This window comes from Sphingopyxis sp. SE2, assembly GCF_032227185.1.
GTDB lineage: Bacteria > Pseudomonadota > Alphaproteobacteria > Sphingomonadales > Sphingomonadaceae > Sphingopyxis.
The window spans coordinates 2606357-2629542 of record NZ_JAPMXW010000001.1; the positions used below are offsets into that span (position 1 = coordinate 2606357).

The window sequence follows — 23186 nt, forward strand, 5'->3', positions numbered from 1 at the left end:
CGGTTTTGAGCGGGGAGCGGACACTAAGATCCTCCCCATCGACTTGCGATGGGGAGGGGGACCGCCGCGAAGCGGTGGTGGAGGGGTCGCGCGCGTAGCGCGCTCGCTTCGCTCGCACCCCTCCGTCAGCCTTGCGGGCTGCCACCTCCCATCGCAAATCGATGGGGAGGATTTTGTGGGCAGCTGCCGCCCCCCGCCCTTCGGCCAAACTCAGCCCGCCAGCACGCGCTCGATCAGCCGCTCTTCCTTGGCGATCCACGGCGCCATGCTCGGCCGCGACAAGATCGCCTCGCTCCACGCCGCGATCTTGGGGTATGCCGCCGCATCGACGCCCGCGCCGCAATGGCGGAAATTCATCAGCGGCGACGCGACCGCCAGGTCGGCGAGCGTCAGCCGGTCGCCGACCAGATAACCCGACGCCGGGATCGCGCTTTCCAGATAGGCGAGCAGCTTCGGCAATTCCTCGCTCTCGGCCTGCGCCGCCGCAGCGAGATCGCCCTCGCGGCCGAGGAATTTGGGCGCGACGATGCGGTTGAAGAATATCTTGCCGCTGCACGCCGCGAACACCGTGTCGGCGAACTCTTCCCACCAGATCACGCGCCCGCGCTCCTGCGGGTCGGCGGGGATCAGCGCGGGTTCGGGATATTTCGCTTCGACATATTGGATGATCGCGCTCGAATCGGCGAGCAGGAAGCCCTCATCGTCCATCGCCGGCATCTTGCCGAGCGGCGAGGCGGCCCGAAAGCCGGGGTCGGGATCGCCGATGCCGACGCCCTTCAACTCGAATTCGATCCCTTTTTCGCCCAGATAGCCGAGCAGCTTGCGCACGAACGGCGATACCACCGACCCGTAAATGATCATCGCGTCTCTCCTTTTCTTCGCGCCACCATATGCGAAAGGTTGCGGATCGCAACCCGCCCATCGCTGCCGCATGCGCGCGAAATAAACTTGCCAAGGACGGCGCGGCATGGAACATCGGGCGGCAGAGGGGGGCGCTGCCGCGGCAGCCATCAGGCAGGATGAACAGATGCGCCCTTCGTTGTGGGCAGATCGGCTGCTGGCGCTCTCCGCCCGCTTCGTGGGTCTTGTGATATTGGTCGCCACGCTGCTCGCCGCGGGTGCAAGCTTTCTTTACAATCGCGGCGAGGAAGCCGACCGCGCCGACCGCGTCGCGATACAGGTCAACATGCGGCTGCGCGATCATATCGCGGTGCTCGAAGGCGTGCGCGCCCTCTATCAGTCGGACAGCCAGTCGAGCGGGCCGGGCATTCGCGCCTATCTCGCGTCGCTGCGGCCGCAGGTGCACGCACCGGGGATGGAGGGGATCGGCATCGCGGTGGCGATGCGGCAGGGAACGCCGGCGGCGGCCGAGGCGATGCTGCGCCAGAATTACGGGCGCGACATATCCGTCTGGCCCGCGACCAGCCAGCCGATCGGCTTTCCGATCATACTCGTCGAACCCTATACGCCGCGCCGCCACAATGCGCTCGGCTATGACATGTACAGCGAACGCATCCGGCGCGAGGCGATGCGCCGCGCGTGGCAGACCGGCCAGCCCGCGGCGAGCGGCATCGTCCAGCTCGTTCAGGAAAAGGGCGTCGCGCGGCGGCAGCCCGGCTTCCTGATCTACGTCCCCATCTATGCCGGCCGCACCGCGCCCGGCGGCGCGCAGCCGCCCGGCGAGGCGTCGCCGCCACCGGTCTTCGCCACCGCACCGAACGCGCGGCCCATCGAGGCCTTCGTCTATGCGCCTTTCCGCACCAACGACCTGATGACCGCGGTGCTCGGGTCGCAGCTCGACACGATCGCGGGGCTCGAAATCTATGCCGGCGAAGGCCCGTCGGCGCCGCTCGTCTTCCGCCACGGCACGATGGGCTGGGACACGCACGAACAGAAACTCCGCGTCGCCGACCGGCAATGGACGATGCGCATTTCCTACGGCCGGCTGCTCGAACGGATCGGGCGGCCCTTCGCCATCTTCCTCTTCGGCTTCGCGATCATGCTGCTCGCGATGCAGCTCCACCGCCTCCAGCAACGCCGCGTCGGCGCGTTCCAGGCGCTCGCCGACGAACAGGCGCTCCGCGCCGCCGACCGCGAACTGATGATCGGCGAAATGGCGCACCGGATGAAAAACGCCTTCGCGCGCATCGGCGCGCTCGCGCGCATCACCTTGCGCGAATCGACCAGCCTCGAGGATTTCGAGACGCGCTTCGACGGCCGCATGCGCGCGCTGTCCGACGCGAAGCAGATGCTCGTCACCGGCGCGCTCGACAGCGTCGATCTTCGCCAGATCGTTCACCGCGAACTCGATCTTGCGGGCGTATCCGCCGAACAGCTTGCCGCCATCGCCGGGCCCGACGTCCGCCTCGACGACGAGGGGGCGCAGGCGATCTCGCTCGCGATCCACGAATTCGTCACCAACAGCATCAAATATGGCGCGCTCGCGGGCAAGGGACATCTTTCGGTCGGCTGGCACCGCGACGATGGCGAGATCGAACTCGACTGGACCGAAAGCGACCTCGCCGAAACCCCGCATATCGAAAGCGAAAGTTTCGGCACCCAGTTCATCCGCACCTTGATCGAGCGGCAATTGAAGGGCAGCTGGACCCGCACCGCGGTTGACAATCGCCTCGCCATCGTCATTCGCTGGCCCGAATATGGCACCCCCGACTGACGACATGGGTCCCGGCCCCCTCTGGCAAATCTGGATCGACCGCGGCGGCACCTTCACCGACGTCGTCGCGCGCCGCCCCGACGGCGCCGTCGTCACGACCAAATATCTCTCCGAGGATCCCGCACGCCCCGGCGACGCCGCGGTGGGCGCGATCCGCGACCTCACCGGCGCAGGGGACGGCGCGCTGCCCCCGCTCGCGATCCGCATGGGCTCGACCGTCGCGACCAACGCACTGCTCGAACGCAAGGGCGAGGCGACCCTGCTCGCGATCACGCGCGGCTTCGGCGACGCGCTGACGATCGGCTATCAGGACCGCCCCGAGCTGTTCGCGCGCCGCCTCGACCGCATCGCGCCGCCCCATGCCGAAGTCGCGGAGATTGCCGAGCGCATCGCCCCCGACGGCGAAGTGCTGACCCGGCTCGACGAGGAGGCCGCGCGCGCCACGCTCGCCACCGCGCGCGACCGCGGCCTTTCCAGCATCGCCATCGTCCTGATGCACGGCTACGCCCACCCGGCGCACGAATTGCGCCTCGCCGACATCGCGCGCGAGATCGGCTTCACCCAAATCTCGACCAGCCACGAGGTCAGCGCGCTGATCAAGCTCGTCGGGCGCGGCGACACGACGCTCGCCGACGCCTATCTCTCGCCCGTGCTGCGCCATTATGTCGATCAGTTCGTCGCGCAGCTCGGAGAGGGCATCGACCCGCAATTCATGAAAAGCTCGGGCGGCCTCGCCGCCGCAGCCGCCTTCCACGGCCGCGACGCGATCCTCTCGGGCCCCGCCGGCGGCATCGTCGGCATGGTCGGCAGCGCCGCGCCGCTCGGCAAAGACCGCCTGATCGGCTTCGACATGGGCGGCACCTCGACCGACGTCAGCCATTATGCCGGCCGCCTCGAACGCGATAACGAGACCATCGTCGCGGGCACGCGCATCCGCGCCCCGATGCTGCGCATCCACACCGTCGCCGCGGGCGGCGGCTCGATCTGCCGCTGGGACGGCGCGCGCCTCCTCGTCGGCCCCGAAAGCGCGGGCGCCAACCCCGGCCCCGCCGCCTATGGCCGCGGCGGCCCGCTCACCGTCACCGACTGCAACGTCCTGCTCGGCAAGATCCAGCCCGATCATTTCCCCAAACTCTTCGGTCCGAACGGCGACCAGCCGCTCGACCGCGCGGTGGTGGTGGAAAAATTCGCCGCGATGGCCGCCGAGGTCGGAAACATCACCCCCGAAGCCCTCGCCGAAGGCCTGCTCGCCATAGCGGTTCAGCAGATGGCGAACGCGATCAAGCGCATCACCGTCGCGCGCGGCCACGACGTCACCCAAGGCTACAGCCTCGTCGGCTTCGGCGGCGCCGCGGGCCAGCATGTCTGCCTCGTCGCCGACGCGCTCGGGATCGACGAAATCCTGCTCCATCCGCTCGCGGGGGTGCTCTCGGCCTATGGCATGGGCCTCGCCAAGCCCTCGGCGATCCGCGAGCGCACGCTCGCGCTCAAACTCGACCGTGATTGCGCCGCCGCCCTCGCCGCTGCCGAAGCCGAACTCGCCGAACAGGCCCGCGCCGATCTCTCCGAGAGCGCCGAAACCGCCCGCGAAACCCTGCTCTTCGTCCGTCTCGCCGACAGCGACAATGCGATCGAACTCCCCCTCGCGCCGCCCGCCGACGTCAGGCAGGCCTTCGCCGCCGCCTTCCGCCAGCGCTTCGGCTATGCCCCGCACGCCGATCTCGTCGTCGACCGCATCCGCGTCGAACTCACCGAGGCGGGCGACGCTCCTGCCAGCCTGCCCCCGCCCGCACCGACCGCCGAAACCGAACCCGAAACCGTCACCGTCTGGCTCGCCGGCGTATCGCACGCCGTCCCGCTCCACCAGCGCAGCGCCCTCGCCCCCGGCCGCACCATCGCCGGCCCCGCGATCGTCATCGACGCGCTCTCGACCACCATCGTCGAACCCGGCTGGACCGCATCGGTCGAGCAGGAGGACTGCGCCTTATCAAAAAACCAGATAAGCCCCTCGCTTCGGGGGAGGGTTTGGGGTGGATCTATCGACCTTGCGCTGGCCGCGGCACCCGCCTCCCTGAAGGGGAGGGGTGAAGAAGCACCAGACCCGATCCGCCTCGAAATCTTCAACAGCCTGTTCATGGCGATCGCCGAGGAAATGGGCGGCGCGCTCCAGCACAGCGCCTCGTCGATCAACATCCGCGAGCGGCTCGATTTCTCCTGCGCGATCTTCGACGGCGCGGGCAGTCTCGTCGCCAACGCCCCGCACATGCCCGTTCACTTGGGATCGATGGGCGAAAGCGTCCGCACCATCCTGCGCCAGCGCGGTCCCGGCGCCGACGGTCGGCCGCGCGACGGCCGCGGCATCCGCCCGGGCGACGCCTATGCGCTCAACGCCCCTTATGACGGCGGCACCCACCTCCCCGACATCACCGTCATCATGCCGGTTTTCGTTGAAGGCGACACGCCAAGCTTCTTCGTCGCCGCACGCGGCCATCACGCCGACCTCGGCGGCATCGCCCCCGGCTCGATGCCCCCCGACAGCAGGAGCATCGCCGACGAAGGCATCCTCTTCGACAACAGGCTGATCGTCGACGACGGCCATTTCCTCGACGCCGATGTCCACGCGCACCTCACGACAAGCGAATGGCCCGCACGCAACCCCGCGCTCAACATCGCCGACCTCAAAGCGCAGGTCGCCGCCTGCCAACGCGGCGCGAGCGCGCTCGCCGACCTTTCCGCAACGCACGGCGCCGCGACCGTCGCCGCCTATATGGCGCACGGCCAGCGCCAGGCCGAAGCCGCCGTCCGCCAGCTGATAGCGCGTCTCGAGAACGGCCACTTCCGCTACGCGATGGACAACGGCGCCGAGGTCGCGGTCGCCGTGAAGGTCGCCCGTGAAGCCCGCAACGTCACCATCGACTTCACCGGCTCCAGCGCCACCCTCCCCGACAATTTCAACGCGCCGCTGCCCGTCGTCCGCGCCGCCGTCCTCTATGTCCTGCGCACGATGCTCGACGACCCGATCCCGATGAACGAGGGCTGCCTCGCCCCGGTGACATTGATCGTCCCCGAAGATTCGATGCTCAGCCCGCGCTATCCCGCCGCGGTCGTCGCGGGCAATGTCGAGACGAGCCAGGTCATCACCGACGCGCTCTTCGCCGCCTTCGGCGCGATGGCCCCCGCGCAGGGCACGATGAACAATTTCACCTTCGGGAACGAGCGCCACCAATATTATGAGACGATCGCCGGCGGATCGGGCGCCGGTCCCGGCTTCGACGGCACAGCCGTGATCCAGACCCATATGACCAACAGCCGAATGACCGACCCCGAAGTCATGGAAACCCGCTTCCCCGTCATTGTCGAAGAGTTCGCGATCCGCAAAGGCTCGGGCGGCGCGGGCCGCTGGCACGGCGGCGACGGCGCCACCCGCCGCATCCGCTTCCGCGAGCCCATGACCGCGAACATCCTCGCCAACCGCCGCAAGATACCCCCTGCGGGCCTCGCGGGCGGCGACGATGCCGTACCGGGGCGCAACTGGGTCGAACGCGCCGACGGCCGGGTCGAAATGCTGGGCGCCACCGGCAGCGCCGATCTCGAAGCGGGCGACGCCTTCGTGATCGAAACGCCCGGCGGCGGGGGCTATGGAAATGCCAAGGGGGATCGGGATTGAAAGCATCGCTGCACCGCCTCCTTCTCCCTCGATGGGAGAAGGATACGCAGCCTTATCGCGAAGCGATTAGGCGAAGTTGGATGAGGGTGAAGGCGCGTCCCCGCACCGTCCCCGCAGGCCGAAACCGCACCCCCACCGCTGCGACTAGCCAGCAAGCTGCCAAGTCTCGCTGCCTCCCCCATCAATGGGGAGGGAAATAGATGCTCGTCCTGATCGGCATCCTCATCATCATCGCGGGCTTCCTGCTCCGCTTCAATCCGCTGCTCGTGATCATGGCCTCGGCGCTCGCGACCGGGCTCGCCGCTGGGCTCGACATCGCCGCGATCGTCGCCGCCTTCGGCAAGGCGTTCAACGACACGCGCTATGTCTCGATCGTCTGGATCGTCCTCCCCGTGATCGGCCTGCTCGAAGCTTACGGCCTGCAACAGCACGCCCGCAGCCTGATCGGCCGCATGAAGGGCGCAACGCTCGGCCGCCTGCTCACCTCCTACCTCTTGCTGCGACAGGCGATGGCCGCGGTCGGTCTCACCTCGGTCGCGGGCCATCCGCAGACGGTCCGCCCGCTCGTCGCGCCCATGGCCGAAGCCGCCGCCGAGGCGAAGAACGCCGCGCTCTCGGGCGACCAGCGCGAGGAGGTCAAGGCCTTCGCCGCCGCGACCGACAATGTCGGCCTCTTCTTCGGCGAGGATATCTTTCTCGCGATCGGCTCGATCCTGCTGATGAAGGGCGTGCTCGAAGGCTATGGCTATGTCATCGAGCCGCTGCATTTCTCGCTCTGGGCGATCCCGACCGCGATCGCCGCCTTCATCATCCACGGCCTCCGCCTCCGCCGCCTCGAAAAGCGCATGGCAAAAGCGGAGGCGAGCGCATGATCACGCTCGGCTTCGTCTATGTTCTCGCCGGGCTGGCCTTCGCGGCCTTCGCCTTCCTCGGACTTCGTGACCGCACCAACCCCAAACGCTTCGGCAACGCCGCCTTCTGGGGCCTGCTCGCCGTCTCGATGCTCGCGGGCGACCGGCTCGGCGACTTCGGCAACGGACTGCTCGTGCTCGCACTGGTGGCCATCGCCGGAACCGGCCAGATCGGCCGCGCGCCCGGCGGCGACGTTCCGCCCGATGTGCAGGCACAGCGCGCCGCGAAGCACGGCAATTTCCTGCTCCTCGTCGCGCTGATCATCCCCGCGGTCGCGCTCGCGGGCACCTTCCTCTTCAAATGGATCCCCGGCCTCGCCGACCCCCAACAGGCGACACTCATCTCGCTTGCCATCGGCGTGCTCATCGCGCTTGGCGTCGGCATGGCGCGCCTCAAACCGCCGCCGCTGCTCCCGCTCGAGCAGGGGCGCCGCCTGCTCGACGCGGTCGGCTGGGCCGCGATCCTGCCGCAGATGCTCGCCAGCCTCGGCGCAGTCTTCGCCCTCGCCGGCGTGGGCGAAGTCGTCGGCGACCTCATCGGCACGACAATCCCCGAAGGCAGCCTGTTCGGCGCCACCCTCGCCTTCGGGCTCGGCATGGCGCTCTTCACCATGGTGATGGGCAACGCCTTCGCCGCCTTCCCGGTGATGCTCGCCGCGGTCGGCATGCCCCTGCTCATCGAGCAATATGACGGCGACCCAGCGGTCGTCGCCGCGATCGGCATGCTCGCGGGCTTCTGCGGCACGCTGATGACCCCGATGGCGGCCAACTTCAACCTCGTCCCCGCGGCCTTGCTCGAGCTCAAGAATCCCTATGGCGTGATCAAGGCGCAGATCGGCACCGCGGTACCCTTGCTCGCGGTGAACATCCTCTTCATCTGGCTCTTCGCTTTCTAGGCACTTCATGCACCTCACCCCCGACCACGCCACCCGCTTCGCGACCGCGACCCTCGCGCATCTCGGCCGCGAATATCCCTACAAGATGGACCTCGTCCTCACCGGCCCCGAGGACGCCAGGCCCCCGCGCGAGCACCATCCCATCTTCCACGGCAGCTTCGACTGGCACAGCTGCGTCCATGGCTGGTGGCAAATCCTCCGCCTCGCGCGCCGCTTCCCCGATCTTCCCGTCGCCGCGGACATCCGCGCGCGCGCCGACGCCATGCTCGTTCCCGGCAAGGTCGCGGGCGAACTCGCCTTCCTGTTGCGCCCTTACTCCGCCGCCTTCGAGCGCCCTTACGGCTGGGCCTGGCTCCTCGCCCTCCACGCCGAAGCAGCGCGCCACGACGCCCCGTGGAGCGCCGCGCTCGAACCGCTCGCGCGCGCCTTCGCCGAACGCTTCCACGCCTTCCTGCCCAAGCTCACCTATCCCTTGCGCGTCGGCACCCATTTCAATATCGCCTTCGCGCTCCTCCTCGCGCGCCACTGGGCCGAAGGCCGCGACCCCGCACTCATCGCCCTCATCGACGCCCGCGCCCGCAGTTGGTTCGAGGCCGACCGCGACTGTCAGGCGTGGGAACCCGGCGGCGACGAATTCCTCTCCTCGGCGCTCACCGAAGCGCATCTGATGACCGCCGTCCTCGGCGTCGATTTCCCCCGCTGGTTCGACGCCTTCCTGCCCCGCGCCGCCAGCGAACAACCCGCCACCCTCTTCACCCCCGCCACCGTCTCCGACCGCAGCGACGGCAAGATCGCGCACCTCGACGGGCTCAACCTCAGCCGCGCGTGGAGCTGGCGCGCCATCGCCGCCGCGCTCGGCCCCGCGCATCCCGTCGCTGCGCAAGCCGAGGCCGCGGCCGAGCGCCACCTCGCCGCCGCGCTCCCCCACGTCACCGGCGACTATATGGGCGAGCACTGGCTCGCGAGCTTCGCCTTGCTCGCGCTCGACGGCCTCGCCGATTGACAAGCCCCGCCCGCGCGGCAACAGACGGCGCGAGGGGGAGAGGCCAGAGGTGAACGGAAAGATGCTGCGTCCCACATCGTTCGACGTCGCCGAACGCGCCGGCGTGTCGCAATCGACCGTCTCGCGCGCGCTCCGGGGCTCGCCCGGCGTCAACGCCGAAACGCGCGCGCGCGTCGCCGCCGCCGCACGCGAGCTCGGCTATGTCGTCGACCGCCACGCCTCGTCGCTGCGCCTCAAGAGCAGCGAGACGATCGCGCTCGTCACCATCTGCCGCCCCGGCGAGGACCGCAGCGCGATCAACCCCTTCTATTTCGCGCTGCTCGGCAGCATCGCCGCCGCGACCTCGGCGCGCGGCTTCAACCTGCTCGTCTCGTTCCAGGAGAATGAAGACAATTTCCGCGCCGATTTCGTCGCCAGCGGGCTCGCCGACGCGATGATCGTCATCGGCACCACCAGCAACCGCGCGGCGTGGAAATATTTCGCCGAGGCGCAGGCGTCGGGCCTCGACTTCGTCTGCTGGGGCAGCCCGGGCAGTCCCTTCCACTGGATGCGGAGCGAGAATGACATCGGCGGCCAGCTCGCCGCCGAGCATTTTATCGCGACCGGCCGCCGCCACATCGCCTTCGTCGGGCCGCAGCAGTCGCCGCAGCGCCAGTTCGACGAGCGCCGCGACGGCTTCACCGCCGCGCTCGGCCTCCACGGCCTCACCCCGATCGTCGCCGAGCCCCCCGCCGCCGCCGACCGCCACGCGCAGGGCGTCGCCGCGGTGCAGGCCTTGCTAGCGGCGCATCCCGAAACCGACGCGATCTTCGCCGCCAGCGACATGCTCGCCCTGGGCGTGCTGCAGGGGCTCAAGGACGCCGGCCGCCGCGTGCCGCAGGACGTCGCGCTGATCGGCTTCGACGGCATCCGCGCCGGCACCCTCGCCGACCCCGCGCTCACCACGCTCGAACCCGATCTCGACGCCGCGGGCGAGGCGCTCGTCGCGATGGCGCTCGAGGATGACGAACGCACGCGCAGCGGCACGCGCATCCCCGTCCACCTCGTCGTCCGCGGCACCGCCTGAGCGCGCGGCGCGCCGCGAAAAACACCGCCTTGCCCGCGCGTTAAGCCTGTTCGTCAACCCGCCCGCCATGCGCGCCGCCCTATCGCGGCGCGGGACCATGACGAGCGAAGGGCGAGCGGATGATGCGCGAACGGGCGATGCGCGAACGAACATTGCTGAAGGACCAGCGCGGCGCCACCGCGATCGAATATGGGCTGATCGCCGCGCTGATCGCGCTCGCGTGCATCATCGCCTTCCAGACGCTCGGGCTCAATCTCGAAACCATCTTCACGACGATCAACGACGCGCTCAATCGTTAGCGGCCCCGTCCTCGCCCCTTTCGTTGCCGCCTGCCTTCTCACCGCGCGCCGCCGCCAGCCGCGCGGCGGCCTCGCCCGTCGCCGGCTGGCCGCAGCGCATGCAGCAACCGCGTTCCACCTCCTCCGCGGCGGCCGCGGCGCGCATCCGGTCGAGCTTGCCGACCAGCTTCTCAATCGCGCTGCCCGGATGGAAATATTTGATTCCCCCGCCGTCGAAGCGCCAGCCCGCCAGATGCTCCTCGGCGCTGATCGCCGCATCGCCGTCATAGCGCCGGTAGAGCGTTCCCGCCGCGCCGCCCTCTCCCAGCTCGCCGCGCTTGATCAGCAGCCCGAGCATCGAATCCGACGGCACGATCCGCCGCTCGACCTCCTTGCCGTCGCGGATCACCACCATCTCGCGCCCCACCACCGCGCGTTCATAGGCGATCGCCGTGAGCCCGCGCTGCGCGCGCGCCAGCGCGGTCGAACAGGCGCGATCGAATTCCTCGAAACGCCGCCGCGCGTCGTTGACCGACTTGCGGCTCATCCCCGCAACGCGCGCCGCATCGGTGACGCACCCCGACTGCGCGAGCACCGCCAGAAACGTCCGCGTCCGCGCCGCGGTCCACCCATCCTCGCGAATGCGCAGCCCGGGCATGAAGGGATTGGCGAGCTTAGGCCCTCCGCCCCCTTTGATCCCTCCCGCTTCGGGAAGTGCAGGCTTGCCCGCTAGTCGCAGCGGGGAGGGCCTAATCCCCACGCCGCCCTTCTCCCCGATTTCCCGCGAACCCGCGAACCCGCGCCACCTTACGTCCCATAGCTGCATCTCCCGAATCACTGGCAATTATATACTTGAGAAAGCAGGATGGCCGATCTACAGCAGCACCGACAGGCCGGCATTCAAAGCACATTATGGATTGGCGGAGAGGGCAGCGAACGCTTCCAGCGTGCCCTCAACAAGCTCCACCAGCTCATGAAGCGTTGGGACTATCTCGCGACCAGCGAACACGCTGTCGGTAGGAAAGCTCACAGCGATTTCGGGGACGCTGCCCTCGACCATGCGGATGACCGGCGGCCATGTTGACGTGTCTGCGTAGACCTCTGGCGTCGTCATCATGTTAGTAGACGGAATGAGGCGGTGGTGTTTGTCCTGAATATCGAGGTCGTGGATAGCGCGAAGCGCAATGTTCCCCCCTTTGAAAGGTTTGAGGCTTTCAAGAAGTGCTACCGACTCAGGGCCAGCGCGGTGGAAATTCCGCTTCTTGATCATCAGGTCTAGGTCGACCTCTTGCTCGCAGAACGGGAAGTAGACGCTTTTGGAATTTTGACCCCTCAGCTCGACGAGAGACACGGCCATCAAATCTAGGGCCGCCCTAAGATTATGGACAGCGTCACCAACTATCGCACCGACCACTGGGGGTGGGGCACTACCGCGAACATGAATTTGAGCGTCTTTTCCGTCCTTCGCTTCGATGAAAGTTGAGACAGGAGGATGCGTGGCGTAGTGGTTGCGCAACAACTCGTCCAGTTCGCCAATGTGTTGTCGCGCGCGCTCGACTTTGAGCTTTGAGGCTAAGAAAGGTTCGGGCACTATGGCTGCCATGTCTGACACCGATCAAAAAGAGCTAGAGACGCTTCGCCGGATGCTGGCGACGCCACCGACACCGCACAAGGCGAAAAAGGAGAGCCAGGTTGATGCCCCTAAGAAAAAGGCTCGTCGGCCTTCTGAGTAGCGTCTTTGGCCTCACCGTGTTTATCGACGGGGTGCGGTTTGGAAGACCTGACCGCACCCCGCGCGATCCCGCTTAGAAGCGAGCGTCTAGCCAAGCCTTTGTGCCCTGATTGCATTTGTAGGGCGCAGGACGGCTTTCCAGTTTGGCCACGAAGATCATATCGTCGTTATCGACCAGCGCCGCTAGATGATCTCGGAGCACGACGGCGCTGTCGGTCTCAACGTCGACTAGATAATAATCATTCATTGCTTTGTGCGCGTTGAGCCGTGCGAACTCCGCCCAAAGAGGCTTGTATTCTTTGGATTTGTTGAGTTGATAGGATACTGCAAAATAAGCCATGGTGGCCTCCGTCGTCTAAGGACGGGCCTTGCAAAATGGCGGAAAACATGGCACTACAAAACTGCTAGGGATTGGAGCACTTACCTGTTTCAACCACTTTGGGACTGGCGACCCGTCCAAGGAAATTGCCAATCTCGAATAAGGCGGTCCGCGAGGGCCGCCTTAGTTCGTTTAGGTAGCTGAAAACCGCCGTTTTGTCGAATCTGTTCTCATCTGGCACGGAAAGAACGATTCGCGCCCATATCAGGAACGCGACCAACGCTTTCGGCGCTCACCAATCTGGCGCGGCGCCTCATACCAATCAGGCTGCGATTGCGTCAGTCCGCCGATAGGTCAGACGCTTGCCGCCGATGCGCGACAGGGCAACCGCGCTACGTTCGGCGTCGGTCATGGTGCGGGTGTTGTAGCGGAAATCAAATTCGGCGGTGTAGCGGGCAAGGTGCGCCTCGCTCATATGGTGATAGGTGCCGATCACGCCGCGCTTGAAGATGGAGAAGAAGTTTTCGGCGGTGTTGCTGTGCGACAGGCCTTGGTGGCGGACATACTGCTTCTTGCCGTGATGGACGGCGGTGTGAGCGCGCATTTCAAGGCCGACCTGCTTATACATGCTGCTTTCGTCGGTCATCAGGTGCGCCTTGCGGTCCACGTTGGTGACGATCAGGGCGCGAATGTCTTTCGCGTTCAGGTTGGCGATGTGGAAGCTGCGAACGTGGCCTTCGCGCTCGACCAGCGAGACGACGATCTTCTTTTCAGGGATTTTGCCCCAAGCGCGGTTCTTTGCCTTGCCGCCAACATAGGTTTCATCGGCCTCAACGATACGCGAGGGAGTATTGCCGCCAAGCGGGCCATCGGTTTCGTCGGCCTTCATCGCTTCACGGATGCGATGGCACATGAACCAAGCGGTTTTGTAGGTGACGCCGAGCATACGCTCGATTTGCTTTGCACTCATGCCCTTCTTGGACGCGCAAAGCAGGTGATTGCAGAGCAGCCATTTGTGAAGGGGAACCTTCGAGCGTTCGAACACGGTGCCAACGGTGACGGTGTATTGCTCGCGGCAATCGTTGCACTGGATCAGGCCCGCGCGGTGCTTCTTGCCCTCAAGGCGGGTTGCAGCGAACGAACCGCAATGGGGACAGAACGGACCTTCAGGCCAACGGATCGCTTCCAAATGCTCGCGGGCCTTGGTTTCGTCGTGAAAGTGCGGGGCGGTGATGTTCGTCATGCCCTATTTTATGCCGTCTCATGGGCTGCTTTGTCAAGTATATAATTGCCGAATCACTTGGAATGAATCGGAATGACTTTGAACCCATTTGGATAATGTAGGAAAGTGTAATTTATGGGATTCAGCGTACTTACCCACGCAGACCCTAGTCGCATCAATCCTCGTCTTGATTCCAGTCTAGGGCGAAACCCCAGTCGTCGTCATCATCGTCACTATCGTATCCATAGCGGGTCCGACTAATGGCACTCTTACCGGATGGCTTCACCGCTTCAATGTGCGCTTGGATGTCAACCAGTTTCACAGATTTGCCAGCGAGATGGTTGAACTCATCAGCCAATGGCCCGCTGAATGCCGCCCTTGAGAAGCCTGTGGCTCGTGCAACGAGGTTGGTTAGCCATTGGTCATCTGTAGTTTGCAATTTATTCCCGAGCCGGATCGCTGGCCTTTTGGCGATCCGGCCATCGGCAAAGGCACCTATAACGAGCGCCAGAATGTGACCGTTGCGGTTTTTGCAAAGCTCTCCAGAGAGTTGTTCCGTTATCTCAATGCCGCAACATAGGAGCAGCCAAAGATAGCACCATTCCGTGACACGCTCTAAAAGCAGTCTTAGGCACCAGTTGTAGAAAATTTTGTCGTTCGCTCGCCCCAGATTTGGATTGTAGTGCCTTCTCATGCTATCTTTGTGCGAAGCAACAGCAAAAATTCTACAAGGCTTCCTACCCAACATTCGGCAGACACGCGCCCTATTTGGTTCAGATAGATTCCTATAATGAAGAGCGTCCGAATTGAGATTACGAACCGCCTCATTCATATCTCGCACCCAATCCACCACGTCGAGCCGTTTTTGGTAGCTAACGACAACGGCTGAAACGACAAACCAATCGGTCAAATGCGGCCCATCGATCACCTTTGGCTTAACGCCCGGATCTCCAGCTTCATCGATGAATACTTGGAACGTGGGCATCCCATCAATTTACAAGGGTTGTAAAGTTCGAGTCGAGTCTGAATTGCGACGCTGCCGTCGCCTTCTCGACCTTCAACAAGCCAGCCCCTCCCCACCCTTGCATTTCACCTCGGCGCGCGTAAGTGGCGGCGCTAACATAAACCTGCGCGTGCGACTCCGCTTAGCTCCGCTCTCCCGAACGGGCACCGGCCGTCATTCCCCGCCGCGCCAACATGGGGACTGCAATCCTATGACCACCACGGGTAACGACACGCTGGGCACCCGCTCGACGCTCGACGTCGGCGGCAAAAGCTACGCCTATTATTCGCTCGACAAGGCCGCAGCCAAGCTCGGCGACGTTTCGCGGCTGCCCTTCTCGATGAAGGTGCTGCTCGAAAACCTGCTGCGCTTCGAGGATGGCGGCTTCACCGTGTCGAAGGATGACGTGCAGGCGCTGGTCGACTGGCAGAAGGACCCGCATTCGAACCGCGAGATCCAGTATCGCCCGGCGCGCGTGCTGCTGCAGGATTTCACCGGCGTTCCCTGCGTCGTCGACCTCGCCGCGATGCGCGATGCGATCGCGACGCTCGGCGGCGACACGTCGAAGATCAACCCGCTCGTCCCCGTCCACCTCGTCATCGACCACTCGGTGATGGTCGACGAATTCGGCCATCCCAAGGCGTTCGAGCAGAATGTCGAGATCGAATATTATCGCAATGGCGAGCGCTACGACTTCCTGAAATGGGGATCGAAGTCGCTCGACAATTTCAAGGCGGTGCCCCCGGGCACCGGCATCTGCCACCAGGTCAATCTGGAGCATATCGCGCAGGCGGTTTGGTCGAGCGAGGATGCCGACGGTAACATGGTCGCCTATCCCGACACCTGCGTCGGCACCGACAGCCACACGACGATGATCAACGGGCTCGGCGTGCTCGGCTGGGGCGTCGGCGGAATCGAGGCCGAGGCCGCGATGCTCGGCCAGCCCGTGTCGATGCTCATCCCCGAAGTCGTCGGCTTCAAATTCACCGGCAAGCTGAAGGAAGGCGTCACCGCGACCGACCTGGTGCTCACCGCGACGCAGATGCTGCGCGAGCGCGGCGTCGTCGGCCGCTTCGTCGAATATTTCGGCCCCGGCCTCGCCTCGCTCAGCCTCGCCGACCGCGCGACGCTCGCCAATATGGCGCCCGAATATGGCGCGACCTGCGGCTTCTTCGGCATCGACGACAAGACGCTCGATTATATGCGCCTGACCGGGCGCAGCGAAGAGAATATCGCGCTGGTCGAAGCCTATGCCAAGGCGCAGGGCCTGTGGATCGTCGAAGGTGCCGCGGACCCCATTTTCACCGACACGCTCGAACTCGACCTCGGCAGCGTCGTGCCGTCACTCGCGGGGCCGAAGCGTCCGCAGGACCGCGTCTCGCTTCCCGACGTCGACGATGTGTTCAACGCCGACATGGCGAAGGTCTATAACAAGGCGCAGGCGCGCGTGCCGGTCGAGGGCAAGGATTTCGACATCGGCGACGGCGACGTCACCATCGCCGCGATCACCAGCTGCACCAACACCTCGAACCCCGGCGTGCTCGTCGCCGCGGGGCTCGTTGCGAAAAAGGCCGACGCGCTGGGGCTGAAGCCCAAGCCGTGGGTCAAGACCTCGCTCGCCCCGGGGTCGCAGGTCGTCACCGACTATCTGGAGAAGGCCGGGCTGCAGAAGCATCTCGACAATATCGGCTTCAACCTCGTCGGCTATGGCTGCACGACCTGCATCGGCAACTCGGGCCCGCTCGCCGAGCCGATTTCGAAGGCGATCAACGAAAACGGCCTCGTCGCCGCGGCCGTGATCTCGGGCAACCGCAACTTCGAAGGCCGCGTGTCGCCCGACGTGCGCGCGAACTTCTTGGCTTCCCCGCCGCTCGTCGTCGCCTATGCGCTGAAGGGCACGGTGATCGAGGATTTCACCACCACCCCGATCGGGCAGGACCAGTCGGGCAACGACGTGTTCCTGAAGGACATCTGGCCGACCAACCAGGAAGTCGCCGAGACGGTGCAGGGCGCGGTCGACCGCGACATGTTCGAGGCGCGCTACGCCCATGTCTACAAGGGCGACGAGCATTGGCAGAAGATCGAAGTCGAAGGCAGCGACACCTATCAGTGGCGCGCCGGCTCCACTTACGTGGCGAACCCGCCGTACTTCGGGGGCATGACGATGACCCCGGCGCCCGTGTCGGACATCGTGGGCGCGAAGCCGCTCGCGATCCTCGGCGACAGCATCACGACCGACCACATCAGCCCCGCCGGCAGCATCAAGGCGGACTCGCCGGCCGGAAAATGGCTTATGGAACATCAGGTTAGCAAGGCCGACTTCAACAGCTACGGCGCCCGCCGCGGCCACCACGACGTCATGATGCGCGGCACCTTCGCCAACATCCGCATCAAAAACGAAATGGTCCCCGGCATCGAGGGCGGCATGTCGCGCTACGGCTCGGAGGTCATGCCGATCTACGACGCCGCGATGCGCCACAAGGCCGACGGCACGCCTTTGGTGGTCATCGCGGGCAAGGAATATGGCACCGGCTCGTCGCGCGACTGGGCGGCGAAGGGCACGAACCTGCTCGGCGTCCGCGCGGTAATCGTCGAAAGCTTCGAGCGTATCCACCGCTCGAACCTCGTCGGCATGGGCGTGCTGCCGTTGCAGTTCCTCGAAGGCCAGAGCCGCGAGACGCTGGGCCTGACCGGCGACGACCAGTTCACGATCACCGGCGTCGCGGACCTGAAGCCGCGCCAGACGGTCTCCGTGAACGTCACCCGCCCCGACGGCTCGACCTTCGCTTTCGACACGCTCTGCCGCATCGATACCGCGAACGAGGTCGAATATTATATGAACGGCGGCATCCTGCACTATGTGCTGCGCAAGCTCGCGGCCTGACGCCGCGCGCCGCTGATGCTATGAGCGCCCGCCCCCTCGCCGGGGCGGGCGTTTTCATTTGGAGAAGGACCGCATGAACGCGGAGGTCATCGTCATCGAGGTGATCGGCTGGACCGCCGCCGCGATCATCCTCGCCGCCTATATCCTGCTGTCGCTCGGCAAGCTCGAAGCACGCGGCTATTTCTATCAGTGGATGAACGTGATCGGCGCGGGGGGTTTCATCGTCAATTCGGGCTACAACGGCGCGCTGCCATCGGCCGTGCTCAACGTTATCTGGGCCGGGATGGGCCTGTTCACGCTGTGGAGCGTCTGGCGCGCACGGCAGGCGGCGCGGGCCGCAATCCTTTAACGCGCCGCCCCCTCGGCGTTCCATGTCGCGACCTTCGCGCGCATGTCGGCGAGCATCTTGTCGAGCGCAGCGCGATCCTGGACCATCCCGCGCAGCACCACCGTGTCGATGGCGCGCGTCGCCGCAATGTCCTCAAGCGGATTCCTGGTGAGCAATACGAGGTCGGCCGCCATTCCAGGCTTGATCGCCCCATAGCGATCGAGCCAGCCGAACCACGCCGGCCCCGCCCGCGTCGCCGATACGAGCGCCTGCGCCGGAGTCAGTCCCTTCGCGGTAAAAAGCTCGATCTCGTCATGCAGGCCAAAGCCCGGATAGTTGAAGCTGTTGAGGAAGCCCGCGTCGGTTCCCGCAATGATCGGCACCCCTGCTTCGGCGAGCATCGGCAGGATCGTCGCCACATCCTCGATCTGCTGGTGCCGTGCCGCGATCGCCGCCGCGTCCGCCTTCGCCGCACGCTCGATCCGCCAATCATAGGTCTTGCGCAGCTTCGGCCCGATATAGGCGAGCCCCTCGTCCTTCGAATGATCGTCGCGGTCGAGATAGGCGATGATCCGGCTGCCGTTGAGCGTCGGCGTGACGAACACATCCTTGGCCGCAAAGCGGCGATAGGCCGCCATCGCGGTGTCGCGGTCGAACCCCGCGTCGAGCCGGCGGTTCGCCTCGGCCCGGTCGATGTGCTTCGCGGCGAAATCGGCGGCGATCGCGGCTTCGTCCTTCGCGCCGGCATTATAGGCATAGTCGAGATGCTCGATCGAACTGATCCCCGCGTCGATCGCCTGATCGACGGTCAGCGCCATCGGGATGTGTCCCGACGTCTTGAGGCCGAGGATCTTCGCCTGCCGCAGCGCATAGAGGAAGAGTTCGGGTTTCAGCGTGCTGTCGGTGATCTTGACGAAATCGACCTTGTCGCGGTTCTTCAGGCGGTCGAGCGCCGCATCGACATCGGCCTCGCTGCCGACCTCGATCGTGCCCTTCCACACCGGCGCGATCCCTTCGATCTTTGCCCCCGAGGTCAGCAGGCGCGGGCCGAACAGGCTGCCGCTCGCAATCTCGCCGCGCCATGCCAGCACGTGCTCGGGCAGGTCCCCCGAACAGTCGCGGATCGTGGTGATGCCGTTTGCGACATACAGCGGCAGCAGCGCCTTATTCTCTTCGATCAGTTCGGGCCCGCCGCCGAAATGGACGTGCATGTCCCACAGGCCGGGGATCAGGTAACGCCCCTCGCCTTCGACCGTCCGCGCCGCGCGCCAATCTTTGGCAATCGCGCCATCGGCACCCACCGCGACAATATCGTCGCCTTTCAGCACAACGGCCTGCCCGGCTACGATCTTCGCCGCCTCGACGTCGACGATCGAGACATGGCGGATGATCACGTCGCCGTGTTTTGGTGCAGCGACGACGGGCGACGCGAGGCCAAGCAGCGGCAAGACGAGGGCGGCGATCAGATATTTCATGGGCGACCTTTCCGAACAGGAAAGGGCTTTAGCGTCACGGCGCCCCGCACGACAAGGGCAGGATGGTGGGCGCTGACGGGCTCGAACCGCCGACCCTCTCGGTGTAAACGAGATGCTCTACCAACTGAGCTAAGCGCCCCCAGGATGTCGCCATCGGGGAGGAGCGCCCCTGCCACAAGCCGCCGTCGCTGGCAAGCGATCGGTCGCCCGCGGTCAGAGCCAGCCGATATGTTTGAAGCGCCAATAGAGCGTGAGGCAGATCGCGCCCATCGCGCCGACGATCAGCGGATAGCCAAAGGTCCAGCCGAGTTCCGGCATATGTTCGAAATTCATGCCGTAAATCCCCGCGATCGCGGTCGGAACCGCAAGGATCGCGGCCCAGGCGGCGAGTTGGCGAGTTATCACGCCCTGACGCTGCTGTTCGAGCATGCCGTTGGTCTCGATGACCGACGCGGCAATGTCGCGCAGCCCGTTGAGGCGATATTCGGCGCGCTGCACATGATCCCAGACGTCGCGATAGAAAGGACGCACCGCGGGGTCGATATTGGGTAGATCATCGTCCGTGGCCAGGCGGCCGGCAACCTCTTTCATCATTCCGACCAGCCGCTGAAAACGGATGATCTCGTGCCTTTGTTTGTAAAGATGGCGGATTTCGCTGGCGTCGAGCGGGGTGTCCATCACGCTGTCCTCGACCGCCAACATCCGTTCCTCGATCGCATCGATCACCGGGAAATAGCCGTCGACGATGAAATCGAGCACGGCATAGAGAACATAATCGGGGCCGTGCGCGAGCTTCGCCGGCAGGCTTTCAAGCCGCGTCCGGACATCGGTGTGCGTCCGCGCCGATCCGTGGCGGACACTGACGAAGAAATGCGGGCCGATGAAAAAGGCGGTTTCGCCCGGCTGGATCGTATCGCCGTCGAGATTGGCGGTCCGGGTAATGATGAACAGCTGGTCGCCATAGGTTTCGACCTTGGGCAACTGGTTCGCCTTCAGCGCGTCCTCGACCGCCAGCGGATGCAGGCCGAACCGCTTGGCGATGCCGGCAAGTTCGCCCGGGGTCGGCTCGTAGAGGCCGAGCCAGAAGAAATCGCCGGTGTCGCAATCATCGGGAATCGCCTCGTCCGGGCCAAGATCGCGGACGAGCTTGCCGTCATGATAGAGGCGGGCGGCCATGATCGGCATTCGGTGGAAACTCCCTTGCGTGCGGCGTCTACATAGTGCGCGGGAGCGGCAAGGGAAATCACCTCCTCGACCGGACTAGATATCGCGACTGTCATACGCCCATTGGAGCAGCGCCTGGCGCTGCTTCGGGCGGCAAAAGGGATCGCCGGGCTCGCAATGCTTGCGCACTTGCGCCGCATGACGCCGGAACGCACGCCATCGCGCGATCTGCCGGCGATCTTCGTCCGGCATGCGCCGCCCCGAATAATAGCGGCAATACCATTGGAACCAGCCCCGCGGATCGTCGGGATGGATCCAGCCCTTTTCGATCCAGACGCGGAGCGGCACGCTCGCCCGAACGCCGAAATAGTTCAGCGAACAATCGGGATCATGCGGCGCGAGCTTCGCCCCCTTGAACCAGCTTGCAGGGAATTCGGCCGCACAGTCGGTCATATATTTCCCGCAAAACACGCCCAGCCTCAGCATTTCCGCCGGGGTGAGTTCGGGCTCGAAATCGGGATCGAACGCACGCCCCATTGGCGCCGCGCGCGTGTAACGATAGCCCTTTTGCATCCGGTCGTTCACAACCACTTCGGCTTCGTTCTTCATCAGCCGAGACTAGCGTCCCGCTCCCGACCGGGCCATCGCTATTCGTCGAGTGCCTCGAAATAGCGGGCAAGCGCATCAAAAGCGCCCTCGGCCAGCGCGATGAAGATGCGGCGGCCATCGTGGGGGTCGGCTTCGCGCACGAAGAGGCCCGCGTCGGTCATCGTCTTGATCCAGCGCAGCGCCGTCGTCGCGGGAACAGCGGCCGCGATGCACAGGCTCGACACCGACACCGGCTGCCGTTCGAGCCGCGCGGCGTAAAGGTCGAGCAACATGTCCCACGCCGGATCAGCGAACAGGTCGGCGGGGAAATATTGCTCGCGCATCCGCCGCTGCCGCAGCATCCGCCGCACCGCTTTCGCACGCTGCCGGTCGAGCGCCCGGTCTTCGGGAATGAAGCTGCGCGGCATGGCCGCATAGTCGCGCGTCGGTGCGCGAACCTGCTCTGACGCTGCCGAATCCGCGTCCCATGGCACGAAGCCGGTCGGCGTGCCGGGAAGACCGCTCCGCTGTCCCGCAAGGTCGCCGAGAAGGCGGGAAATGCGCGCGACTTCCTCCTGCAGCCGGTCGATCCGCTCCATCGCGTCGTCGCGGGCGATATCATGGACCACCCCGTACCGCGTGCGTCGTGCCGCGGCGAGCGCAACGAGCTTGTCGGCCGCATCGGCGTCGATGAGTAGCTGAACCTCGATCGATGCGGGAATGGCCGCGACAATTCGGTCGAGTCCCGACAAAGAGGTTTCGCAAATCAGGTTGCATCCCTGCTCGCCCGCTGCCGCGCAAATATCGGCCAGCATCTCGCTCTCCACCGCGTCCGCTGCCATCAGCCAGATGATGTCGAGCGTATCGGTCCGCCGGATATGGCTGGCCGCCTGCGACGCCGCGAGCGTTCCGGCCACCCGTATGTCTGAGAGGACGGCAATATCGGGCAAATCCGCGCGGGTCCCGACGAACAACAGCGGCGACGCGACAGTTTGGGGGATCGAACCCCTGGATTGTGGCCCTGCCCAGACCTCGCCCGAATGAAAACCGCGATCCGGAAGAACCGACGTGTCGAAGTCGATTTGCGTCCTCTGATCCATCATGCTGCAGCCCCCGTTTCCATCGCTCCACCTTGGCGTAACTATGTCGTCATTCCGGCGCTATTCACCTTTTGTTCGTTCCTGTTTGCCGCCAATCCGGACCCAAGCGCGCGATTAGCATGAGTCGCCACTATGTCGGCTGGAACGGAATGATCCATTTTGGACATGATTTGTTCTCCTCGTCAATATCTTATTCGGACTTGCCAATCCGGCAGCCGCGGGCGCACTCGGGGACCATGATCCGCGCTCCGTCTCCCCTTACCCGTTTGCGCTGGCGGCGGCGCTTGCGTTCGCTCGTCGCGTTGCTGTTGCTCGCGGGCTTGGCGCTGGCGGCGTGGGTTTGGTTGCCGGCACCGGTCACGACGGTGCCGCTTGTCCATATCATCGACGGCGACAGCCTGACGGTGCGGCATGACGACAGCACGCTGACCATCCGCCTGACCGGGATCGACGCGGCCGAATATCGGCAGGATTGCGCGCGCGCCGACGCAAGCCGGTGGCCCTGCGGCCGGGAGGCGCGCGGGATGCTCGAAAAGCTCGCGGGGCGAGGGCCACTCCATTGCGAGGTCGCGGCGAAGGATCATTACGACCGCATCCTCGCCGCCTGCCGCACCGGGCCCCCTCCCGACGGGATCGATCTGGGCGCCGAGATGGTCAGGCTGGGCGGCGCGATCGCGACCAGCGGCGCCTATATGGCCGAAGAGGCCGAAGCGCAGGCAAAGCGGCGGGGAATCTGGCAAGGCGATTTTGTCCGGCCCGCCGACTGGCGCGCAGCGCACGAAGGCCCCGCGAAAGCGCTCGCGCCGCCCGACAGCTAGTATCGGGCGCACCATGACGCACCCGCTATGCCTCGCCGCCGTTTCCGGCTAGGGCGAG

Annotated in this window: 20 protein-coding genes and 1 tRNA gene; 10 read left to right on the forward strand and 11 right to left on the reverse strand. The window is 65.4% G+C overall.

Translation table 11 applies throughout. The features are described from left to right. Window positions 1-210 precede the first annotated feature (210 nt). The gene (locus OVY29_RS12370; RefSeq protein ID WP_313911496.1) at window positions 211-861 is read right to left on the reverse strand and encodes a glutathione S-transferase family protein; all 651 of its coding nucleotides are present in this window, start codon (window positions 859-861) and stop codon (window positions 211-213) included. 166 nt (window positions 862-1027) lie between these two features. On the opposite strand from OVY29_RS12370, the gene OVY29_RS12375 reads away from it, so the two are divergent. From OVY29_RS12375 to OVY29_RS12405, 7 genes are all read left to right on the forward strand, one after another. After that, window positions 1028-2674 carry a CHASE domain-containing protein gene (locus OVY29_RS12375; RefSeq protein WP_313911497.1) on the forward strand — a complete coding sequence of 549 codons (1647 nt, stop codon included), beginning with the start codon at window positions 1028-1030 and terminating at the stop codon, window positions 2672-2674. Beyond that, window positions 2658-6341, forward strand: coding sequence for a hydantoinase B/oxoprolinase family protein (locus tag OVY29_RS12380; protein WP_313911498.1), 3684 nt, complete (start codon window positions 2658-2660; stop codon window positions 6339-6341). The genes OVY29_RS12375 and OVY29_RS12380 overlap by 17 nt, the downstream gene beginning before the upstream one ends. 200 nt (window positions 6342-6541) lie before the next feature. After that, window positions 6542-7213 carry a DUF969 domain-containing protein gene (locus tag OVY29_RS12385; protein WP_313911499.1) on the forward strand — a complete coding sequence of 224 codons (672 nt, stop codon included), beginning with the start codon at window positions 6542-6544 and terminating at the stop codon, window positions 7211-7213. Continuing rightward, a complete protein-coding gene (locus OVY29_RS12390; protein ID WP_313911500.1) occupies window positions 7210-8148 on the forward strand; it encodes a DUF979 domain-containing protein in 939 nt (312 codons plus the stop codon). The genes OVY29_RS12385 and OVY29_RS12390 overlap by 4 nt, the downstream gene beginning before the upstream one ends. A gap of 7 nt (window positions 8149-8155) precedes the next feature. Then, window positions 8156-9151, forward strand: coding sequence for a DUF2891 domain-containing protein (locus OVY29_RS12395; protein WP_313911501.1), 996 nt, complete (start codon window positions 8156-8158; stop codon window positions 9149-9151). Window positions 9152-9212: 61 nt separating this feature from the next. Beyond that, entirely contained in the window at window positions 9213-10217 is a 1005-nt protein-coding gene (locus OVY29_RS12400; protein ID WP_313911502.1) for a LacI family DNA-binding transcriptional regulator, read from the forward strand. 119 nt (window positions 10218-10336) lie between these two features. Beyond that, window positions 10337-10516 (forward strand): Flp family type IVb pilin, encoded by a 180-nt coding sequence (locus OVY29_RS12405; protein ID WP_037557238.1) that lies wholly within the window; start codon window positions 10337-10339, stop codon window positions 10514-10516. Here the strand turns inward: OVY29_RS12405 and OVY29_RS12410 are convergent. The 5 genes from OVY29_RS12410 to OVY29_RS12430 form a co-directional block, all read right to left on the reverse strand. Beyond that, the gene (locus OVY29_RS12410; protein WP_313911503.1) at window positions 10506-11255 is read right to left on the reverse strand and encodes a hypothetical protein; all 750 of its coding nucleotides are present in this window, start codon (window positions 11253-11255) and stop codon (window positions 10506-10508) included. The genes OVY29_RS12405 and OVY29_RS12410 overlap by 11 nt on opposite strands. Window positions 11256-11405: 150 nt before the next feature. Then, entirely contained in the window at window positions 11406-12098 is a 693-nt protein-coding gene (locus OVY29_RS12415) for a hypothetical protein (protein WP_313911504.1), read from the reverse strand. A gap of 202 nt (window positions 12099-12300) precedes the next feature. Further along, complete coding sequence (locus OVY29_RS12420; RefSeq protein WP_313911505.1) at window positions 12301-12567, reverse strand: hypothetical protein; 267 nt, start codon at window positions 12565-12567, stop codon at window positions 12301-12303. A gap of 301 nt (window positions 12568-12868) precedes the next feature. Beyond that, a complete protein-coding gene (locus tag OVY29_RS12425) occupies window positions 12869-13789 on the reverse strand; it encodes an IS1595 family transposase (RefSeq protein ID WP_313911506.1) in 921 nt (306 codons plus the stop codon). 154 nt (window positions 13790-13943) lie between these two features. Continuing rightward, window positions 13944-14753 (reverse strand): hypothetical protein, encoded by an 810-nt coding sequence (locus OVY29_RS12430; protein WP_313911507.1) that lies wholly within the window; start codon window positions 14751-14753, stop codon window positions 13944-13946. Between the two features lie 229 nt (window positions 14754-14982). Between OVY29_RS12430 and acnA the strand changes: the two genes are divergently transcribed. Together acnA and OVY29_RS12440 are read left to right on the forward strand one after the other, a co-directional pair. Then, window positions 14983-17655: an aconitate hydratase AcnA gene (gene acnA / locus OVY29_RS12435; protein WP_313911508.1), complete on the forward strand. Its 2673-nt coding sequence runs from the start codon at window positions 14983-14985 to the stop codon at window positions 17653-17655. 73 nt (window positions 17656-17728) lie between these two features. Then, complete coding sequence (locus OVY29_RS12440; protein WP_037557678.1) at window positions 17729-18004, forward strand: CBU_0592 family membrane protein; 276 nt, start codon at window positions 17729-17731, stop codon at window positions 18002-18004. Here OVY29_RS12440 and OVY29_RS12445 read toward each other — a convergent pair. From OVY29_RS12445 to OVY29_RS12465, 5 genes are all read right to left on the reverse strand, one after another. Beyond that, complete coding sequence (locus OVY29_RS12445) at window positions 18001-19458, reverse strand: amidohydrolase family protein (protein ID WP_313911509.1); 1458 nt, start codon at window positions 19456-19458, stop codon at window positions 18001-18003. The genes OVY29_RS12440 and OVY29_RS12445 overlap by 4 nt on opposite strands. Before the next feature lie 63 nt (window positions 19459-19521). Continuing rightward, window positions 19522-19597 (reverse strand) — tRNA-Val (locus OVY29_RS12450). Between the two features lie 74 nt (window positions 19598-19671). Beyond that, window positions 19672-20643, reverse strand: a complete 972-nt coding sequence (locus OVY29_RS12455; protein WP_313911510.1) for a magnesium and cobalt transport protein CorA — start codon at window positions 20641-20643, stop codon at window positions 19672-19674. Window positions 20644-20718: 75 nt separating this feature from the next. Further along, window positions 20719-21231, reverse strand: coding sequence for a hypothetical protein (locus OVY29_RS12460; protein ID WP_313911511.1), 513 nt, complete (start codon window positions 21229-21231; stop codon window positions 20719-20721). A 38-nt stretch (window positions 21232-21269) separates the two neighbouring features. After that, window positions 21270-22127 carry a winged helix DNA-binding protein gene (locus OVY29_RS12465; protein ID WP_313911512.1) on the reverse strand — a complete coding sequence of 286 codons (858 nt, stop codon included), beginning with the start codon at window positions 22125-22127 and terminating at the stop codon, window positions 21270-21272. 467 nt (window positions 22128-22594) lie between these two features. On the opposite strand from OVY29_RS12465, the gene OVY29_RS12470 reads away from it, so the two are divergent. Next, window positions 22595-23128: a thermonuclease family protein gene (locus tag OVY29_RS12470; protein ID WP_313911513.1), complete on the forward strand. Its 534-nt coding sequence runs from the start codon at window positions 22595-22597 to the stop codon at window positions 23126-23128. The last annotated feature ends 58 nt before the right edge of the window (window positions 23129-23186 follow it).

Excerpts from the sequence above, each read along its gene's own strand:
- OVY29_RS12370 (WP_313911496.1), bottom strand. The coding sequence starts at position 861 with ATGATCATTTACGGGTCGGTGGTATCGCCGTTCGTGCGCAAGCTGCTC.
- OVY29_RS12375 (WP_313911497.1), top strand. The coding sequence starts at position 1,028 with ATGCGCCCTTCGTTGTGGGCAGATCGGCTGCTGGCGCTCTCCGCCCGC.
- OVY29_RS12380 (WP_313911498.1), top strand. The coding sequence starts at position 2,658 with ATGGCACCCCCGACTGACGACATGGGTCCCGGCCCCCTCTGGCAAATC.
- OVY29_RS12385 (WP_313911499.1), top strand. The coding sequence starts at position 6,542 with ATGCTCGTCCTGATCGGCATCCTCATCATCATCGCGGGCTTCCTGCTC.
- OVY29_RS12390 (WP_313911500.1), top strand. The coding sequence starts at position 7,210 with ATGATCACGCTCGGCTTCGTCTATGTTCTCGCCGGGCTGGCCTTCGCG.
- OVY29_RS12395 (WP_313911501.1), top strand. The coding sequence starts at position 8,156 with ATGCACCTCACCCCCGACCACGCCACCCGCTTCGCGACCGCGACCCTC.
- OVY29_RS12400 (WP_313911502.1), top strand. The coding sequence starts at position 9,213 with ATGCTGCGTCCCACATCGTTCGACGTCGCCGAACGCGCCGGCGTGTCG.
- OVY29_RS12405 (WP_037557238.1), top strand. The coding sequence starts at position 10,337 with ATGATGCGCGAACGGGCGATGCGCGAACGAACATTGCTGAAGGACCAG.
- OVY29_RS12415 (WP_313911504.1), bottom strand. The coding sequence starts at position 12,098 with ATGGCAGCCATAGTGCCCGAACCTTTCTTAGCCTCAAAGCTCAAAGTC.
- OVY29_RS12420 (WP_313911505.1), bottom strand. The coding sequence starts at position 12,567 with ATGGCTTATTTTGCAGTATCCTATCAACTCAACAAATCCAAAGAATAC.
- OVY29_RS12425 (WP_313911506.1), bottom strand. The coding sequence starts at position 13,789 with ATGACGAACATCACCGCCCCGCACTTTCACGACGAAACCAAGGCCCGC.
- OVY29_RS12430 (WP_313911507.1), bottom strand. The coding sequence starts at position 14,753 with ATGCCCACGTTCCAAGTATTCATCGATGAAGCTGGAGATCCGGGCGTT.
- acnA (WP_313911508.1), top strand. The coding sequence starts at position 14,983 with ATGACCACCACGGGTAACGACACGCTGGGCACCCGCTCGACGCTCGAC.
- OVY29_RS12440 (WP_037557678.1), top strand. The coding sequence starts at position 17,729 with ATGAACGCGGAGGTCATCGTCATCGAGGTGATCGGCTGGACCGCCGCC.
- OVY29_RS12445 (WP_313911509.1), bottom strand. The coding sequence starts at position 19,458 with ATGAAATATCTGATCGCCGCCCTCGTCTTGCCGCTGCTTGGCCTCGCG.
- OVY29_RS12455 (WP_313911510.1), bottom strand. The coding sequence starts at position 20,643 with ATGCCGATCATGGCCGCCCGCCTCTATCATGACGGCAAGCTCGTCCGC.
- OVY29_RS12460 (WP_313911511.1), bottom strand. The coding sequence starts at position 21,231 with ATGAAGAACGAAGCCGAAGTGGTTGTGAACGACCGGATGCAAAAGGGC.